The sequence below is a fragment of the Pseudomonas agarici genome, from assembly GCF_900109755.1.
GTDB classification, from domain to species: domain Bacteria; phylum Pseudomonadota; class Gammaproteobacteria; order Pseudomonadales; family Pseudomonadaceae; genus Aquipseudomonas; species Aquipseudomonas agarici.
On record NZ_FOAR01000004.1, the window covers coordinates 61,356 to 77,574 of the forward strand.

14 protein-coding genes are annotated in these 16,219 nt (G+C 60.8%); 6 read left to right on the forward strand and 8 right to left on the reverse strand.

The genetic code is table 11. From position 1 onward, the window contains the following. Positions 1 to 94 precede the first annotated feature (94 nt). Genes folE2 through BMX68_RS05070 form a run of 4 tightly spaced genes read left to right on the forward strand, consistent with a single transcriptional unit; the run spans position 95 to position 3,421 of the window. Positions 95 to 991 carry a GTP cyclohydrolase FolE2 gene (gene folE2, locus BMX68_RS05055; protein WP_026013213.1) on the forward strand — a complete coding sequence of 299 codons (897 nt, stop codon included), beginning with the start codon at positions 95 to 97 and terminating at the stop codon, positions 989 to 991. Beyond that, a complete protein-coding gene (locus BMX68_RS05060) occupies positions 988 to 1,656 on the forward strand; it encodes a metal ABC transporter ATP-binding protein (RefSeq protein ID WP_017132300.1) in 669 nt (222 codons plus the stop codon). Before folE2 ends, BMX68_RS05060 begins: the two co-directional genes overlap by 4 nt. Then, positions 1,656 to 2,522: a metal ABC transporter permease gene (locus BMX68_RS05065; RefSeq protein WP_017132299.1), complete on the forward strand. Its 867-nt coding sequence runs from the start codon at positions 1,656 to 1,658 to the stop codon at positions 2,520 to 2,522. The genes BMX68_RS05060 and BMX68_RS05065 overlap by 1 nt, the downstream gene beginning before the upstream one ends. A gap of 11 nt (positions 2,523 to 2,533) precedes the next feature. Further along, on the forward strand, positions 2,534 to 3,421 hold the full coding sequence (locus BMX68_RS05070) for a metal ABC transporter substrate-binding protein (RefSeq protein ID WP_017132298.1): 888 nt from the start codon (positions 2,534 to 2,536) through the stop codon (positions 3,419 to 3,421). Positions 3,422 to 3,553: 132 nt separating this feature from the next. Here BMX68_RS05070 and BMX68_RS05075 read toward each other — a convergent pair whose 3' ends face one another. Further along, positions 3,554 to 4,069 carry a DUF3617 domain-containing protein gene (locus tag BMX68_RS05075; protein ID WP_017132297.1) on the reverse strand — a complete coding sequence of 172 codons (516 nt, stop codon included), beginning with the start codon at positions 4,067 to 4,069 and terminating at the stop codon, positions 3,554 to 3,556. Between the two features lie 128 nt (positions 4,070 to 4,197). On the opposite strand from BMX68_RS05075, the gene cls reads away from it, so the two are divergent. After that, complete coding sequence (gene cls / locus BMX68_RS05080; RefSeq protein ID WP_017132296.1) at positions 4,198 to 5,637, forward strand: cardiolipin synthase; 1,440 nt, start codon at positions 4,198 to 4,200, stop codon at positions 5,635 to 5,637. A 138-nt stretch (positions 5,638 to 5,775) separates the two neighbouring features. On the opposite strand, the gene cfaB is transcribed toward cls, so the two are convergent. The 5 genes from cfaB to hflK (BMX68_RS05105) form a co-directional block, all read right to left on the reverse strand. After that, entirely contained in the window at positions 5,776 to 6,960 is a 1,185-nt protein-coding gene (gene cfaB, locus BMX68_RS05085) for a C17 cyclopropane fatty acid synthase CfaB (protein ID WP_017132295.1), read from the reverse strand. A gap of 298 nt (positions 6,961 to 7,258) precedes the next feature. Next, the gene (locus BMX68_RS05090) at positions 7,259 to 9,166 is read right to left on the reverse strand and encodes a heavy metal translocating P-type ATPase (RefSeq protein ID WP_017132294.1); all 1,908 of its coding nucleotides are present in this window, start codon (positions 9,164 to 9,166) and stop codon (positions 7,259 to 7,261) included. Then, positions 9,163 to 10,221 carry a protease modulator HflK gene (hflK, locus tag BMX68_RS05095; RefSeq protein ID WP_017132293.1) on the reverse strand — a complete coding sequence of 353 codons (1,059 nt, stop codon included), beginning with the start codon at positions 10,219 to 10,221 and terminating at the stop codon, positions 9,163 to 9,165. Before hflK (BMX68_RS05095) ends, BMX68_RS05090 begins: the two co-directional genes overlap by 4 nt. Continuing rightward, positions 10,218 to 11,240, reverse strand: a complete 1,023-nt coding sequence (gene hflC, locus BMX68_RS05100; RefSeq protein ID WP_017132292.1) for a protease modulator HflC — start codon at positions 11,238 to 11,240, stop codon at positions 10,218 to 10,220. The genes hflK (BMX68_RS05095) and hflC overlap by 4 nt, the downstream gene beginning before the upstream one ends. Next, positions 11,237 to 13,198, reverse strand: coding sequence for a protease modulator HflK (hflK, locus tag BMX68_RS05105; RefSeq protein ID WP_017132291.1), 1,962 nt, complete (start codon positions 13,196 to 13,198; stop codon positions 11,237 to 11,239). Before hflK (BMX68_RS05105) ends, hflC begins: the two co-directional genes overlap by 4 nt. Positions 13,199 to 13,956: 758 nt before the next feature. Between hflK (BMX68_RS05105) and BMX68_RS05110 the strand changes: the two genes are divergently transcribed. Beyond that, positions 13,957 to 14,295, forward strand: coding sequence for a hypothetical protein (locus BMX68_RS05110; protein WP_026013211.1), 339 nt, complete (start codon positions 13,957 to 13,959; stop codon positions 14,293 to 14,295). A 123-nt stretch (positions 14,296 to 14,418) separates the two neighbouring features. Here the strand turns inward: BMX68_RS05110 and BMX68_RS05115 are convergent, their stop codons facing one another. Further along, positions 14,419 to 15,084: a glutathione S-transferase family protein gene (locus tag BMX68_RS05115; RefSeq protein ID WP_017132289.1), complete on the reverse strand. Its 666-nt coding sequence runs from the start codon at positions 15,082 to 15,084 to the stop codon at positions 14,419 to 14,421. A 134-nt stretch (positions 15,085 to 15,218) separates the two neighbouring features. Further along, the gene (locus tag BMX68_RS05120) at positions 15,219 to 16,034 is read right to left on the reverse strand and encodes an alpha/beta fold hydrolase (RefSeq protein WP_017132288.1); all 816 of its coding nucleotides are present in this window, start codon (positions 16,032 to 16,034) and stop codon (positions 15,219 to 15,221) included. Positions 16,035 to 16,219: the final 185 nt, after the last annotated feature.

A 16,219-nucleotide genomic window follows, 5' to 3' on the forward strand; every position in this document is an offset into this window, starting at 1 on the left:
CGATATCGTTGCGTGAAAGCTCTAGAAAAAAAGCATCGTCGACTCAATGGAAACGATATAACATATCTTTTTATTTTCAACGATGGACCTGCTCATGAATGCGTTGACGCTGCCGGATATCGCCGCGCAGTCATCCCGGCAAGCCTTTCCCTTAGAGTGGGTGGGTATGTGCGGCGTGGCTCTACCGCTTGAAATTGACGGCCAGCGCCTCACTGCGAAAGCCGACGCGGGTGTCAGTCTTGACGACGGCAAAGCACGTGGCATCCACATGTCACGCCTGTACCTGGCCTTGGAGCGCCTGGAACAGCAGGAACTGGCGCCCGCACTGATCCGCGAGGTGCTACAGCAATTCCTCGACAGCCACGCCGGCTTATCCCGCAACGCCTACTTGCGTATTCATAGCAATCTGCTGCTCAAACGCCCGGCGTTGGTCAGTCCGCTGACCGGCTGGAAAACCTATCCAGTCAGTGTGCTCGCCGAACTGAAAAACGGAATGTTCCACGTGGAACTAAAGATTGACGTCGCCTATTCCTCGACCTGCCCTTGTTCGGCAGCCCTCGCCCGGCAACTGATCCAGCAGCAATTTGCCAACGACTTCGCCAACAGGCCCCTAGAGCACAGCGATATCTTGAACTGGCTCAGTGGCACCCAAGGTATCGTTGCTACGCCTCATAGCCAGCGCAGCATCGCACACCTGCAAATTCGCCTTGATGAAAACATCCGACGGTTGCCCTTCGAAGCGCTGATCAACGATGTCGAGGCCGCCCTCGGCACCGCGGTGCAGACCGCCGTAAAACGCGCCGACGAACAAGCCTTTGCCCTCGCGAATGGCCAGAACCTGATGTTCTGCGAAGACGCGGCGCGCCGCCTCAACCGGGTGCTCAAGTACTCGGAAGCGGTGCAAGGCTTCCACCTGCAGGTGGTCCATGCCGAAAGCCTGCACGCTCACGATGCCGTGGCCGAAAGTCGCTGGAACTGGAGGTCGGTATGATCCGGTGCCAACACCTGCTCTGGGGCGCGCCGGGCCACCCCCTCACTCCCGCCGTGGATTTCGAACTGGCCGCCGGTAGTCTGACGGCTGTGATCGGCGCCAACGGCACTGGTAAAAGCAGCTTGTTGAAAGTCATCGCCGGTTTGCAAAAACCATTGGCCGGCAAAGTGATCCTGGATGTTCCACGGCGCGGCAACCTGTCATTTCTGCCACAACAACTGCACCTCGATCGACAGTTTCCCATCAACCTCCAGGAACTGGTGGCCGCGGGCTTGTGGGGCATCCAGCAAACCCCGCAACAACGCAGAGAACGCCTGCAAGGAGTCATCGACGACTGGCACCTGGGTGGATTGGAACAACGCTCGTTAATGGCCTTGTCCGGCGGTCAGTTGCAGCGCGCCCTACTCGCCCGCCTGAGCCTGGCCGAAGCGCCGATCCTCCTGCTCGACGAGCCCCATGCCGCCCTCGACGAGGAAGGTCAGGCGTTGTTGTGGAGGCATATTCACGCCTGGCATGCCCAGGGCCGCACGCTGATGCTGGCCTGCCATGACTTGGCCGCTGTGCGCCAACATATTCCCAGCGCCTTGCGAATCAAGAGCAGCGGTTGCGTGCTGGCGCCCAGCACTGAACTGATCGTGCAACAATCGATCACGCAGGTGGCCTAATGCTGATGGTCGTCCACCATTTCTGGCAGCCGTTCCAGGATTTCGTCTTTATGCGCCGGGCCCTGCTCGGCGGCCTGGTGCTGGCCTGCAGCACCGCGCCACTGGGGGTGTTCCTGATCCTGCGGCGTATGAGCCTGATCGGTGACGCGGTGGCCCACGGCATCCTGCCGGGCGCTGCACTGGGTTTCTGGATCGCCGGTCTGAGCCTACCGGCCCTGGCTCTCGGTGGGCTCGGTGCGGGCCTGGGCATGGCCGGCCTGTCAGCCTGGATCACCCGCCGCACCGGTCTGCGGGAAGACGCCAGCCTCGCGGCGATCTATCCGATCTCCCTGGCCAGCGGCGTGCTGATCCTGGGCATCGCCGGTAAGCGCCTGGACCTGCTGCACCTACTGTTCGGCTCGGCGCTGGCGGTGGACGGCCCAACCCTGACCGGTATGCTCTGGGTCTGCGGCAGCAGCGTGCTGCTGTTCGCGGCGATCTATCGTCCGCTGCTGCTGGACACCCTCGACCCGTTGTTCCTGCAGACCGTCAGCCGTCTCGGCCCACTGGCCCACGGCTTGTTCCTGACGCTGGTGGTGCTCAACCTGGTGATCGGCTTCCAGGCCATCGGCGCTCTGATGGTGGTCAGCCTGATGATGCTGCCGGCCATCGCCTCGCGCTTCTGGAGTCGGCGCCTGCCGGTGCTGATGGCGCTCGCCGCGCTAATCGGCTGCGTCTCGGTAGCCTTCGGATTATTGCTGTCGTTCTACTATTCGCTGCCCAGCGGTCCGGCCATCGTGCTGGTGGCAGGCGGCTTCTATCTGCTGTCCGTGGTTTTCGGTCCGGTGCACGGTCTGCTGCGCCGACCGCCCCTGCCGTCCCAATGAGGTGTCATCCGATGCGCGCACTCTTCGTGCTGTTCAGCTCCATATTGGTTTTGTCATTGAATCCGTCCAGCAGCCAGGCGGCGGACAAACTTGCAGTGGTCGCCAGCTTCAGCATCCTGCGAGACATCACCCAGCAGATCGGCGGTGACCGTATCGAGGTTACCGGCATGGTCGGCCCGGACACCGATGCCCACACCTATGAGCCGACTCCGGATGACGCCAAGGCGTTGCTTAAGGCCAAGTTGATCGTCAAGAACGGCCTGGGTTTCGAACCCTGGCTCGATCGCCTGGTGACCAGCACCGAGACCAAGGCCACCGTGGTCACCGCCAGCAAGGGAGTGATTTCCCACACGCTGCAAGAAGACGGCAAGACCCTTGCCGATCCACACGCCTGGCACAACCTGGCGAATGCCGAGCTGTATGTGAATAACATCACCAAGGCACTGATCCAGGTCGACCCGACCAACAAGGACGACTATACCCGCAACAGCCAGGCCTACCTGAAAGAGATCCATCGCCTGCTGGCCGAAGCCAAGATCAAACTCGGCAACCTGCCAGCCGGCAATCGTCGTATCGTCACCTCCCATGATGCCTTCGGTTATCTGGGCCAGGCCTACGGTATCCAGTTTCTCGCCCCCCAGGGCCTGTCCACCGAACGAGAGCCGTCCGCCGCCGAAGTCGCCAACCTGATCCGGCAGATTCGCCAGGACAGGGTCAAGGCCGTGTTTATAGAGAACATCAAAGACGCCCGCCTGCTCAAACAGATCGCTGACGAGAGCGCCGCGCGAATCGGCGGCACCTTGTATTCCGACGCCCTTGCGGCCGAGGGTCCGGCGAGCACCTTCATCGGGCTGTTCGAATACAACATGAACACCCTGCACGCGGCGCTGAGCCAATGACTACTCGGTGAGCGCGGGCTGCCTATCTCGATGATTTCGCTTCTGCACCCCAGCACGGATGCAGGTCGAGTGCGAAACGGATGCTCCTTGGCGTTCGATTTCTATCGTGAATTCGCCAGGGAACGGGGCCATTCAGGAGCGCGGCTTGACCACTCCACAATCCTGCCCTAGCCAGACAGCCTTGGTGTCCATGTTGCCGTTCTGCTGAATACCCGTGACATTGAAGGTGCCGCGCACCTGAGTAGTGAACTCGCGATCACTGACAAAGTGCGCCGTGCCCACTCCCTGAGCCTTCGGACAACTGAACCTGAACTTCCAGTTCGGGCCATTGCGCTCAGTAATCTGCTGGCTGCAACCGGACTGCGGATCGGTCAACGGAATCGACTCGGAAGCCACCTGCTGTCGCGTCAGGCACATCCGTACACCTTGCCCACCGAGATTGATCCCCTGTTTTTCCAGGGCCGCTTGCTGCTCAGGGGTGGTGTTTTGCTTGAGCATGCCCAACAGCATGCCGACATCCAGCGATTGGTTTTCGACCTGCACGTTGCTTGAAGTCAACTCCCACAAACCGGGTTGTAGCACTTGCGCCTGGGCCACGGGAATCACGAAAGCACCGGCGATGGTCAGACCCAGCAGACGAAGGTTCATCGTATTGCTCCTAAAGAATTGTCCTGCTTAGACGCTGGAATGATGCTTGGGTTGCGTGGTGAATTAAATAGCGACAACCGTGACGGAACGTGGTCTGTTAGTTATCGAGAAATCAGGATCAGGACCTTATGGATTATTTTGGCCCCCATGTTTTCGGCTATCTGATTGCGCTGATTCATTCACTCGGCACCGTCGCGGCGATCCATGCCGTGCTGACGGTGCGCACCGCACAGGGCTCGATTGCCTGGGCGCTGTCGCTGATTTTTATTCCCTATCTGACGTTGATCCCCTACCTGGTCTTTGGCCGCAGCACCTTCGACGCCTATATCAAAGCCAGGCGCCAAGCCAACGTGGAAATGCGCAAGGCCATCGCCGACCTGAACTGGCGCCCATGGGTCGAGGAAGCCATGGCGGCGAGTAACTCCCAGGCCTATGCCGCGCTGCGGGCAATGCCCAAGCTCGGCCGCATGCCGTGCCTGGCGAATAACCAGGTACGCTTGCTGATCAATGGCGAAGCCACCTTCGAGGCAATTTTCCAAGCCATCGACCAGGCTCGTCATGTCGTCCTGGCGCAGTTCTTCATCGTCCACGACGACCAGCTCGGGCGCCGCCTGCAAAGCCTGCTATTGAAAAAAGCCGCCGAAGGGGTCGAGGTCTATCTGCTGTATGACGGTATCGGCAGCCATGCCCTGCCCCACGGCTACGCCGATACCCTGCGCGGGGGCGGTGTGCGGGTGAAAGCCTTCGCCACTCGTAGCGGCTGGCTCAACCGCTTCCAGGTGAATTTTCGCAATCACCGCAAGGTCGTGGTGGTCGACGGTTTGACCGGATTTGTCGGCGGACATAACGTCGGTGACGAATACCTCGGCTCAAGGCCCGCACTGTCGCCCTGGCGTGACACCCATGTGCAGGTCAGCGGCCCGGTGGTGGCCTGCCTGCAGGAGTCGTTCGCCGAGGACTGGTTCTGGGCCTCGCGACAGTTGCCGCCGTTGATCCTGCCAGACGACTATCCCGATGACGGCGTGCTCTGCCAACTGCTTGCCAGTGGCCCCGCCGATCCCTTCGAGACCTGTTCACTATTCTTTGCCGAGGCAATCCACGCCGCTCGCGAGCGAGTCTGGATCACCAGCCCCTACTTCATTCCCGACGAAGCGGTGTTCGCCGCCCTGCGCCTGGCCGTGCTGCGAGGAGTGGACGTGCGCCTGCTGCTGCCCTCACGGCCAGATCACCGGATCGTCTACGCCGCCTCCAGCCTCTATGCCTTCGAGGCGGTGCGGGCCGGGGTTCGGGTGTTCCGTTATGGCCCAGGCTTCCTGCATCAGAAGGTGGTGTTGGTAGACAACGAAATCAGCGCCATCGGCAGCGCGAATCTGGATAACCGCTCGTTCCGGCTGAATTTCGAAGTGATGCTGCTAACGGTCGACAAAGCCTTCGCCGACGAGGTTCAGAACATGCTCTTGAAGGACTTTGACCTGGCCAAGGAGATCAGCCGCGACGAAAGTCGGGAAACCCACCGTCTGCAACAACTCGGCATGCGGGTCGCCCGACTGATCTCGCCGATTCTCTAGGGTTTGTACGAAATATTTTCGAGGGAAGGCCAGGCAAGGCGAAAGCAGGCGAGCAAGCGCAGTTGACGAGTGGTCAATGAGCATGGCGAGCCGGCTTTCAACACCGCATGAGCGAGCGCAAATACATTTATACAGAGCCTAGCGGTACAAGTCCTCGCGGGTCCATGGCAGGTCATGGCTACCGTCGGCGAAGGGTTTTACCGCGAGGATCTGGTGTAGATTGATCCAGCCTTTCTCGAAGGCATAGGCGCAACCGGCCAGATACAACCGCCAGATTCGCAGGGCTTTTTTTGGAACTTGCCGGGCGGCGGCTTCAAGGTTGTTTTCCAGGCGCTGGCTCCAGAAGTTCAGGGTTTTGGCGTAATGCAGCCGCAGGCTTTCCACGTCGACCACTTCCAGCCCGGCCTCGCTGATGTATGCCGAAATCATCGACAGGTGCGGCAGCTCACCGTTGGGGAACACGTAACGATCGATAAAATCCCCAGCCCCGCGCCCGACCGGACGCCCGTCGGTGTGCTTGGCAGTGATGCCATGGTTCATCACCAGGCCGCCCTCGCGTACCGCACCGAACAGGATATCGCTGTATTGCTTGAGGTTGGCGTGGCCGACATGTTCGAACATGCCGACACTGACCACCTTGTCGAAACGTCCATCCTGAGGCAGATCGCGATAATCGAGCAGTTGCAGTTCGACCTTATCCTGTAGGCCTTCGGCGATGACCCGCGCCTTCGCCAGGGCCAACTGTTCCTTGCTTAGCGTAATACCGAACACTTTCACTCCGAACTCTCGGGCCGCGAAACGCGCCAGGCCACCCCAACCGCAACCGACATCCAGCAGGTATTCGCCCGGTTGCAGGCGCAACTTGCGACACAAGTGGCGGAACTTGGCCTGTTGGGCCTCTTCGAGGCTGGCATCTTCGGTTTCGAAGTAGGCGCAGGAGTAGACCATGTCACGGTCCAACCAGAGCTGGTAGAACTCATTGGAAAGGTCATAGTGATAGGAAATGGAAGCCGCGTCGGTTGCCTTATCGTGGGCCTGGCGCACCGGAAGGTTGTCCCCTTCATCTTCCAGCAAAGCCTGGCTCAACTCGTCACAGACTCGCACCACTTCACTGACCGAGCCTTCGAGCTCCAGCTTGCCCTCGACAAACGCAGTGCCCAGCAAATCCAGCGTGGGATGAGTGAATTGCGCGACCAACTGCGGGTCGTTGACGATGATGGTGACCCGGGGCGTCGGCCCAAGATTGAATTCATGGCCGTCCCAGAGTCTTAGACGTAGCGGTAGCTGAAGATTCTGTAAGGCCGGTGGAAGTTGCGCGAGCATGAATGGTCCCTCTTGTTTCAGACGTCTGATTAAAGGGTAGCGCATCCACGGGAACTGTCAGCCTATCGAGATAATAGTCCCGAATTATGGGGTTAATCCGACATTGGAGAACGGTCGCTTTCTGTCGTTACAACCCTCGACAAAAATATTCGAAAAAATAGAGACCTTGAAATCTCGCAAAACCCGATAAACGCAGCGAGCTTACCCACGAAAGCAGCCTTGATACCACCAAAGCTTCATGGGCAAGCCCCCGCATAAACCGGCGCCTACCATTGCGCCCCATCGAGCTTGCGGCCAGTCATTCGGGTAACTTGGGCAACGGTTCTTGGAATCGCAGCAGGCGTCCGGCATTGCCCAGCACCAGCAAGGTACTGAGGTTGTGCAGCAACGCCGCAATCATCGCGCCCGCCGCCCCCAGCCAGCCGAAAGCCGCCGCCGCGACAATGGCCAGGGTCCAGCCCAGGCCGATCACCACATTGGCTTGCAGGGTTCGTCGGCACTGGCGGCTCAGGCGTACACAGGTCCCCAGGCGACGCAGGTCGCTGCCGATCAACACCACGTCCGCCGAAGCCAGGGCGATATCCGCCCCACCCGCGCCCATTGCCACACCCACCACCCCGGCCTTGAGCGCCAGCGAGTCGTTGATACCATCTCCCACGACCATCGGTCGGAAGCCGCTACCGATCTCACCGAGCACGCGGGTGAGCTTGTCCTCGGGCAAGGCCTGGGCCTCGATATCGCTGATTCCGACTTCCCGCGCCAAGCTGTCCGCTACGCTCTGACGATCACCCGTCAACAGCAGTTGCCGACCCAACCCCAACTCGCGCAACTCGGCCAACGCCTGGCGGGCTTCAGGCTTGACGCTGTCGGCCAACAACAACCAGGCGAGAAACTCGCCATTGAGCGCCAATCCGGCAATCGGCCCGTCGTGCTCGGGCACCGCCGGTGTGGCAATTGCCAGTTGCTTAAACAGCTCGGGCCGGCCCAGCGCCGCCTGGCCCTGAGCTGTACGCGCCACGACACCCAGTCCCTGGCGCTCATGGACCTCGCTCAATTCAATCCACTGCGTCGGCACCACCAATCCGGCCAGCGCCCGACTGACGGGATGGCTGCTGGCCGAACCAAGGCTGGCGGCCAGACTCAGCAAGGGCGCCTGATCGACAACCTCGGTTTGCAACGAGTGCAGGCGCAGGGTGCCATGGGTCAAGGTGCCGGTCTTGTCTACCACCAGCGAGGTCAAGTCCGCCAGTTCTTCGAGAAACGCCGAACTGCGAATCAGGATACCGTGCCGCGCCGCCACTGCGATCCCGGCAACCGCCGTTGCCGGCGCCGACAACACCAACGCACAAGGACAGGCCGCCACCAGTACCGCGAGCATCGCTTGGGCATTGTGAGTGACAAACCAAGTGACCGCCGCAATCATCAGCACCAACACCATATAGCTGCCGGCATAACGCTCCAGAAGACGGGTGATTGGCGGTTTCGCCCGTTCGGCGCTCTGCATCAATGCAATGACCTTACCCAGGGTCGACTCATCGCCGGTCCGGGTCACTTCGATACGCAGCAAGCCATCGAGATTAATCGCCCCACCGAACACCAGCACCCCGGCGCAAGCTTCCAGCGGCACCGACTCGCCAGTGATTGGTGCGGTGTCCAGGCTCGCCTGGCCCGACAGCACCACGCCATCGGCTGGCACCCGGTCGCCGGCGCGTACCTCGACCTGGTCGCCAGCCTTGAGCGTGGCGTTATCCACTTCCAGCACGCTGCCATCGGCCTGTACACAGCGAGCATGACTGCGGGTCAGGCGGCCAAGGGCGCCTATGGCTTCCTGAGAGCCGATCACGCTACGCTCTTCAAGCACATGACCGAAGATCATAATGATCGGCAGCAAGGCGGCGGTCAGCAGGTCGCCGGTGGCCCAGGCACCGAGCATCGCCAGAGCGATCAACTGGTCGGTGATCCCGTGCAAGCTCGGATAGCGCAGGCTGTACCACGCCGAGCGCATCACCGGCACGGCCACCAGAATCGAGGCGAAACCCAGCAGTAACTGGCTGACACCGGTCTGTTCGGGCGCCAGCCAGCGCCACACCAGGCCCAGGCCGAGCAGACCAAGGGCAAGCATCGCCAGCACCAACTGGCGCGCCGCGCTGCGTTGTTCGGCGCCGCTCAACAGGCTTGGTGCAGGTAGTGCGAGGTGACTACTCATTGTTCAGCTCCCTGGATGATCAGGCGGGCATCGTCTCGAGGATCGACCGTGGTCACCGACCCGGCTTGACCGAGAATCTTCGGCAAACGCTCGCGGTACAGACGCAGCAACAGGCCCGGATCGCTGCCGTCCTGCTGCGCCTTGGCCAGACTCATCACCGTCGCCGTATCGGCCTGAGCCTTGGCCAGGCGCTCGCTGGCCTGAGCCTCGGCGACCCGGACCAGACGATCAGCGTCCTGGGTCGCCGACTGGCTGAGCTTGGCCGCTTCGTTATGGGCATTGGCAACGGCCTTGTCCGCCTGCTGACTCGCAGTCAGCACCGCGTTGAAGGCATTCACAGCCGGGCCTGGCAGGCTCGACTGCACGTCGACCCGCGCCACTTCGACGCCAATCCCCTGCCCGGTGGTCGCTAGCTCGGCCAGACGCCGGTTGACCCCCTGTAACAGATCGCCCCGCAAGCGCTCACGACGTTCGGCGGCCTGGCCGTCGCTGCCGAGCAGTTCGGGCCGAGCCACCAGGATGGTGTCCAGGTCACGCGCCGCCGTCAGCGCCACAGCGCTGCGGGTGACAATCCGGTCGAGGGCCGGTAGCACATGCTCGGCCTGGAGCACAAAGGCGTAGGGGTCGGTGACCTTGTAGAACACCCGCACATCCAGTTGCACCACTCCCGCATCGCCGGTCAACAGGTAACCGGAGCCGGCCAGCGTGTCGTTGACCGGTGTCGTCAGGGCCGCCTGGCGATCAGCCTTCAGGGCTGCATCGGAGCGCAACAGGCCTTGCACTCGACGCTCGATCACCCGATCCGCCGCTGGCAGAATCACCACCTGCTCGAACGGCTGCGGCCAGGCCAACAACAGCCCGGCATCCTGGACCCGTTCCAGTGCGCCGAGACGCAGAACCACCGCACGGTCCTGTGGGTCGATCTGCCGGACATTGGAAAAGACCCAGGCCAACGCCGCCAGCAGCGTCACCCCATACAGGCCGAGAAACGCCAGGCGCCCAGCCTGAATCCACGGGCTGTGCAGACCCGTTTCCTGTTCAGGACGCTCGTTCATGGCTGCGATCCACTCTTGCCATCAGCGCCGGGCGGACCGTCCACCAAAATCCGGAACGGCGCCGCGTCGGTGCGTAGGATCAACCGGCTGCCGGGGGTGACGATGGTGCCAAGGGTGTCCAGTGAACGCAGCAAGTTGTACAACTGTGGCGAACCGGCGTAGGCCCGCCCGTAGATCTGGGCCGCCTCGACCCGCGACTGCGCTTCGATATCCGCCGCCTTGACCGTGGCATCGGCTTGCAGAATGCGCGCGTCGCGTTCGGCGGCGGAACGGATCTGCGCGGCTTCGCGTTTGCCGATTGCCGTGCGTTCGGTGGCGATGGTTTCACGTTCGGCACGCATCCGGTCGACAGTGGCCGAGAGCGTGACCGACGGTAAAGTCAGGCGCTCGACGCCGACCTGCAAAACTCGCACGCCATAGGTCGAAAGCAATTGCTGGTCGATCTGCTGGCGCAAATGCGCTTCGAAATCGGCGATCCGTACTTGGCTGGCATCGGTGTTGACCAGGCTCGACAGGTCGAAGCTGGCGGCGGTGGTTTCCAGGGCCGAGCCGACGAAGGTGCGAATCTGCCGTGCCGCTTCGTCCGGCTGATTGCGCACCGCACGCATGAAGCGCTCGACATTCTGCGGGTCGCCCTGGACCTGCCACGCCACGTAGGCCTGGATGATGATGCGCAGGCCATCGCGGGTACCGACATCCTGCAAGCCGCTGGAGGTGGTGCGCAGGCGCAGATCGACCGGAATCGCCGCTTCGAACGGTGCCGGCCAGCGCCAACCGAGGCCCGGCTCCAGCAACACCCGCGATGGGTTGCCGAAGCGGGTGATCACCGTGGCCTCGCCGGAACGCACCTGCACCAGGCTCGCCGCAGCGACCGCGAACAGAATCAGCAACAGCACCCAGCCCATGCGTCGCCACGGAAAAGGTCCGGCGCTGGCGCCTTCGCCAGCATGATGATGGTGGCCGTGATGATGACCATGACCGGCATGATCGTGATGGTCGTGTGAATGAGACAGACTCAAGGGGTGACTCCTTGCTGAACGGCTTTACGCGGCGGCGACGAAGGATCGACCGGCAGCGTGAATGAACGCAGATCAATGGTGGGCGCACTGTGGCCCCCCAGACGATGATCGAGAATAAGCAACCTGGCCTTGCCCAGCCCCTGGCTCAGTCGTGCCAGGTACTGCTCCAGCACGAAAGCCCGTCCGGCCTGGGCATAAGCTTTCTGTTCGGCGGTGAAACGCAGGTCCGCCGCCCGAGCGTCGGCCTGCACTTCACGCGCCGTCGCCTCAGCCTGGTCACGGAGAATGCTGGCCTGCAATTGCGCCTGGTTAGCTTGTTCGCTGGCGGCACCGCGCTCACGCGAGATCAGGGCCTGAGCGCTGATCTGTGCGGCCTGCACCGCGTGATAGGCATTAGCCGCACCGGCCGGCGGGTGAATCGCCTCCACCACCGTGGCGAGGATCTCCACGCCGCTGTCGAGTTGCTGCAGGTCGGCCTGCACCGCACGACCGATATCGTCAGCCAGCGCGCCGCGTTGTTCGCCCAACAGGCCGTCGAGGGTGCGCGAGGCGAAATCATGCACAAGCACCCGGCTGGCAGTGCTGCGAATCAGCGTCGGGACATCGGCGCTGTTATAGGTGGCTGCCAGTGCCGCCTGATCGCTCAGGCCGATACGATAGACAAATCGCACATCCATGTTGACGATCTGAAAGCCCTGCTTGTCGCCGCTGCTGCTGGCGATCACCTGGGACTTTTCGTTCACATGACTGGCATCCCACAACCGATTGGCGCTGGCAGGTGGCGGGCCTTCGGCGGATTCGAGTTCGGCTGAGGCGGCGTCGACGCTGGTCGCCAGTTCGTGGACCACGCCGTTTTCCACCGCCAGCACGCGACCCAACGGCCAGGGCAGACCGATATGCAGCCCAGGGCCGAAAACCTCCACGGGTTTGCCGAACCGTTCATAGATACCGCGGCCCTGAAGCGGTACTTCGCTGATCCCGCTCAGCAACCAACCGACCGCCATGACCACCGCCAGCACCGGGATAAACGCCCGGCGCATAAAGCTGAAGGCCCAGATCTGGCGCAGGTCAATGCCGAAGCGGTTGTGCAGTTCATCTTGCAGCGCCATCAACGGCCGCGGCGGCCAACGCAGCAATCCGGCAATAAAGCTGGTGGCGATCAGCCGGGGCTCAAGGCGTTCACGGCGAGGGCTGAACAGCGACAGCAGCGCCCGTAGCAGCAGCTCCGCCGCCACAGCGGCCGGCAACAGGCCGATCAGCGCGGCCAGGCGGGCCGGCCACAAAGCCTGCGGACCGCTGAATAACAGGCACAGGGCGCTGAACGCCAGCACTGTGATCGCGACCCTGAGCACTTGGGCCAGGGCCTGCGCCTCCGGCCATTCGGCATCATGGGCCTGGGCAAGCTGACGCTCCAACACCAGCAGGACGAACGCCAACAGCAGGCCCAGCGCCGCCGCGACGGAGCCGCTCAGGCCCAGGTCTGTCCCGACCGGCGCCAGACTCCAAGCCTGCTCGATACTCCACAGTGCCAGCAACGACCAGCCGGCCAGCCATAGCGTGTCGGGGCCGATCTGGACCAGGGCGTTGCGCCAGACGCTGTTGCAGCGAGCGACCAGCCGTTCATAGGCTCCCGGCAGTTCAAGTGGCGGTGGTGCGAAAACCTCGCCGGTTTCGACCGCGATCGGCGACCTCGCCTGCTCGCGCCAGCGTGCCACCCCGGCGGCCGATTGCAACGCCGCGACCACCACCAGCAGCGCAGCGACGTTATTGTTCAGCAACATCGACCAGATCGAAGTCGGCGCAAAGAGCCCGACAAAGAACCCCACCACCAGGCCACTGACCGCCAGGCCGGTCAGGCCGATTCCCAGCCACCGTAGCCGGCGAGCCTGATAACCCGCACGTTGGAAGCGCGGCAGGCTTTCCAGATCGGCCTTCGGCGCTTCAAGATCCACTCGCATGTCTACTCCAAAACCCGATGCCACCATCGAGGTCATCCATCGTCAAAATCACTGGCGTGCCGAGATTCTCGTCGAGCCACCATGACGGTGCGCATCGTCGGACACCTTGAAGCATTTGGTTACGATATAACAGAAAGAGTGAATTTTTTGTTCACAACGCACTTTTTATTCACGCCACCGAAAAACTCCGGCATTGCTCCGGGCATACCGATAGCCTCCATAGGCCTGTACACCTGGATGTCGGCTCCTCGCGCAAGTGATTGCCGGCCATGAAGCGCCATAAAGCGCACAATAGAACCCAGGACACCTATAGCTCCGAGTAGTGTTGTCATAATATGTGAAAATCGAAAAAAGATTGTTCTTACATATATTTAAAACCACTCCTACAGACCGACATATCCAGATAAACTGCTACTATCAAAAACGACACCAATGTAACAAAATTCAATAGCTACGCGGCTTGATTGGCGATTCACCAGTGACTAACATCCTGCCACTTGAATATTTATATGGCACCTTTTCCGAAATCCCATCCTATTAAACGCGAGGTCATTGAAAAAGTTGAAGATAGTGCCTGAAGCCTGGCAATAGAAGTCGAACACTTCTGTTGCTTGTTGAAATATTCATGTAGTCGAGCCTATAAACTCGAAAATCCATAACTATAGGCCAAACGGCCAAAACACTTGATACACTCCGTGCGTGCCGGTGACCCATAATATCGCCAACACTCGACACGCACTCCGAGCGACGGAGCCGCCATGAGTCGAAACCTGAGTCAATATCGTTATTTCCAACGGCCTCCAAGGCCTGTCGGTCATTCCAGCAGCATGAGTTGCCTGACCATCAATCAACCCGGAGCGCGGTTGGCATTGAACAACCTGCTGGATTTGATCAGTCATGAGATTCACCAGCAAGACGATGAAAAAGTTCATCGCCTGACCTTCAAGAGCGGCCAGACGCTCTGCATAACAGTCGACGCCAGACTGATTACGGTTCGGGGTCCGCGCATCGATTTCCATACCGACTCACATTATCCCTCGACGACCTATCTCGAAGATCCTGCATTGAGCAACGATACCAATAAGATACTCTCTTAACCGTCCTGCCCATGAATCCAGGCACGTAGTAGCTGGATTCATGGCTATGGGCCTGCAGTTTTATCCAGACGCTAATGTCAGCCCTTGTCATGGATGGCACTATTCAACTGCCCAAAAGAGCAATCATGGCGACTTCGTGCCGCTGCGGGCCTCACCGCCTCCGGCGCTCTGCAAACCGACAGCGGTCCGCGGCATCGGCACAAAGCCTGGCAGGGCTTCGATACGCGCCAACCAGACCCGCACATTCGGGTAGTCGGCCAGCGATACGTTACCTTCCGGCGCATGGGCCACGTAGCTATAGCCAGCGACATCGGCAATGGTCGGCTCGCTGCCCACCAGATACGGCGTATGGCTCAACTCCTGCTCAAGCACCTGGAGCAATGCGTGGGAACGGCTGATAGCGTCCTCGGCGTCAAAAGGGGCGCCAAACACCGTGATCAATCTTGCTCGCGCCGGACCGAAGGCAATCTCCCCCGCCGCCACCGACAACCAGCGCTGAACGCGGGCGGCGCCCACCGGATCGGTTGGCAACCAACGACCGTCGCCGTATTTGTGTGCCAGGTACACCAGGATCGCATTGGAGTCGGCCAGGATCACACCCTGGTCGTCGATCAGCGGCACTTGGCCAAAAGCGTTCAGTGCCAGGTAATCCGATTTCTTGTGAGCGCCACTGGGAAGATCCACATGGATCAGTTCGACCGGAAGACCAAGCAGCGACAGCATCAATTCGACACGATGAGCATGACCGGAACGGGAAAAGTTGTAGAGCTTGATGGCAGTCTGGGGCATGAGTGACTCCACGGGGCAGTAGGCGAACCAGGATGGTTCACACCCATGGCATCATCTTCCACCTTCAATGAAAACAACAGATGTACCATCGGTCACTTTTTTTCGTCTATCAGCGCCCCAAAAAGCCAAGTTAATTACCTGGGCAATTTTGCCAGAAATGCCAACAGTGCCTGGTTAACGAATGCCGGGTTCTCGATGCTGGAGATATGGCCGGCCTCGGGAATGCCGATATACGGGCAACCGATTAGTTCGGCCATCTCCCGCGCTTCACTCGGCGGGCGTGGTTTGTCCTGCTCGCCACACATCACCAGTGTGCGCTCGGCATCAAGGGCCGCGAGCGCCGCCAGACGATCGTCCCGACCAAAGATCAGGCGACCCAGGGGCACGATGCTGTTGCGCAGGCGCTCGCTGGAATAGGTCGTCAGCGAAGCGCGGAAGCTCTGGTAGTACGGCGTTTCAGGGTCGATGCCGGCCTTGAAGAAAATCGGCACGATGGCGTCGAGCAACGGTGGTGGAATACTGCCGGTGTCCTCGATCATCTTCAGCATGGAGAAGTAATACTGCCGGGTGCCTTCCGGTTCGGCACCGGCATAGGTGTCCATCAGCACGAGCCCGCGAATACGCTGTGGCGCAGCCAGCGCCAGACGCGCACCCCACATACCACCGACTGACAAGCCGACCACGCTGAAACGCTGGATATCCAGATGATCGAGCAGGGCCAGGGTCTGGTTGGCCAGATCATCCAGGCTGTGGGTATTTTCTGGCAGTGATCCGGATTGCCCATGACCCCAGAGCTCCGGCACGATCACTCGGTAGTGCTGGGCCAAAACGGCGACCTGGGGTGCCCACATGGCGCTGTCCCACAGGTAGCTGGAGCCGAGGACAACCACGTCGCCCGCGCCCTGGTCCAGGTAATGAACCGATTGCCCATCGATAGTCGCAACTGACATTGAATCTCCCTCATGTCGTGGATCAAACAACGAATGCCCGGAGGCGATAATAAGCCATCGAACAGTATTGACCGTACAGGGCACGCACGCCAGAAATCTGAGGTAGCAGGCCACCTGGCCGCGAACTTTTATTCATGAGGATTGCGTTTTTTACACTTTGAAACCTTCGTTTTCCGTCTGATCCA

Bases quoted from the DNA above. Each gene is read 5' to 3' on its own strand.
- folE2 (WP_026013213.1), top strand. From the start codon at position 95: ATGAATGCGTTGACGCTGCCGGATATCGCCGCGCAGTCATCCCGGCAA.
- BMX68_RS05060 (WP_017132300.1), top strand. From the start codon at position 988: ATGATCCGGTGCCAACACCTGCTCTGGGGCGCGCCGGGCCACCCCCTC.
- BMX68_RS05065 (WP_017132299.1), top strand. From the start codon at position 1,656: ATGCTGATGGTCGTCCACCATTTCTGGCAGCCGTTCCAGGATTTCGTC.
- BMX68_RS05070 (WP_017132298.1), top strand. From the start codon at position 2,534: ATGCGCGCACTCTTCGTGCTGTTCAGCTCCATATTGGTTTTGTCATTG.
- BMX68_RS05075 (WP_017132297.1), bottom strand. From the start codon at position 4,069: ATGAACCTTCGTCTGCTGGGTCTGACCATCGCCGGTGCTTTCGTGATT.
- cls (WP_017132296.1), top strand. From the start codon at position 4,198: ATGGATTATTTTGGCCCCCATGTTTTCGGCTATCTGATTGCGCTGATT.
- cfaB (WP_017132295.1), bottom strand. From the start codon at position 6,960: ATGCTCGCGCAACTTCCACCGGCCTTACAGAATCTTCAGCTACCGCTA.
- BMX68_RS05090 (WP_017132294.1), bottom strand. From the start codon at position 9,166: ATGAGTAGTCACCTCGCACTACCTGCACCAAGCCTGTTGAGCGGCGCC.
- hflK (WP_017132293.1), bottom strand. From the start codon at position 10,221: ATGAACGAGCGTCCTGAACAGGAAACGGGTCTGCACAGCCCGTGGATT.
- hflK (WP_017132291.1), bottom strand. From the start codon at position 13,198: ATGCGAGTGGATCTTGAAGCGCCGAAGGCCGATCTGGAAAGCCTGCCG.
- BMX68_RS05110 (WP_026013211.1), top strand. From the start codon at position 13,957: ATGAGTCGAAACCTGAGTCAATATCGTTATTTCCAACGGCCTCCAAGG.
- BMX68_RS05115 (WP_017132289.1), bottom strand. From the start codon at position 15,084: ATGCCCCAGACTGCCATCAAGCTCTACAACTTTTCCCGTTCCGGTCAT.
- BMX68_RS05120 (WP_017132288.1), bottom strand. From the start codon at position 16,034: ATGTCAGTTGCGACTATCGATGGGCAATCGGTTCATTACCTGGACCAG.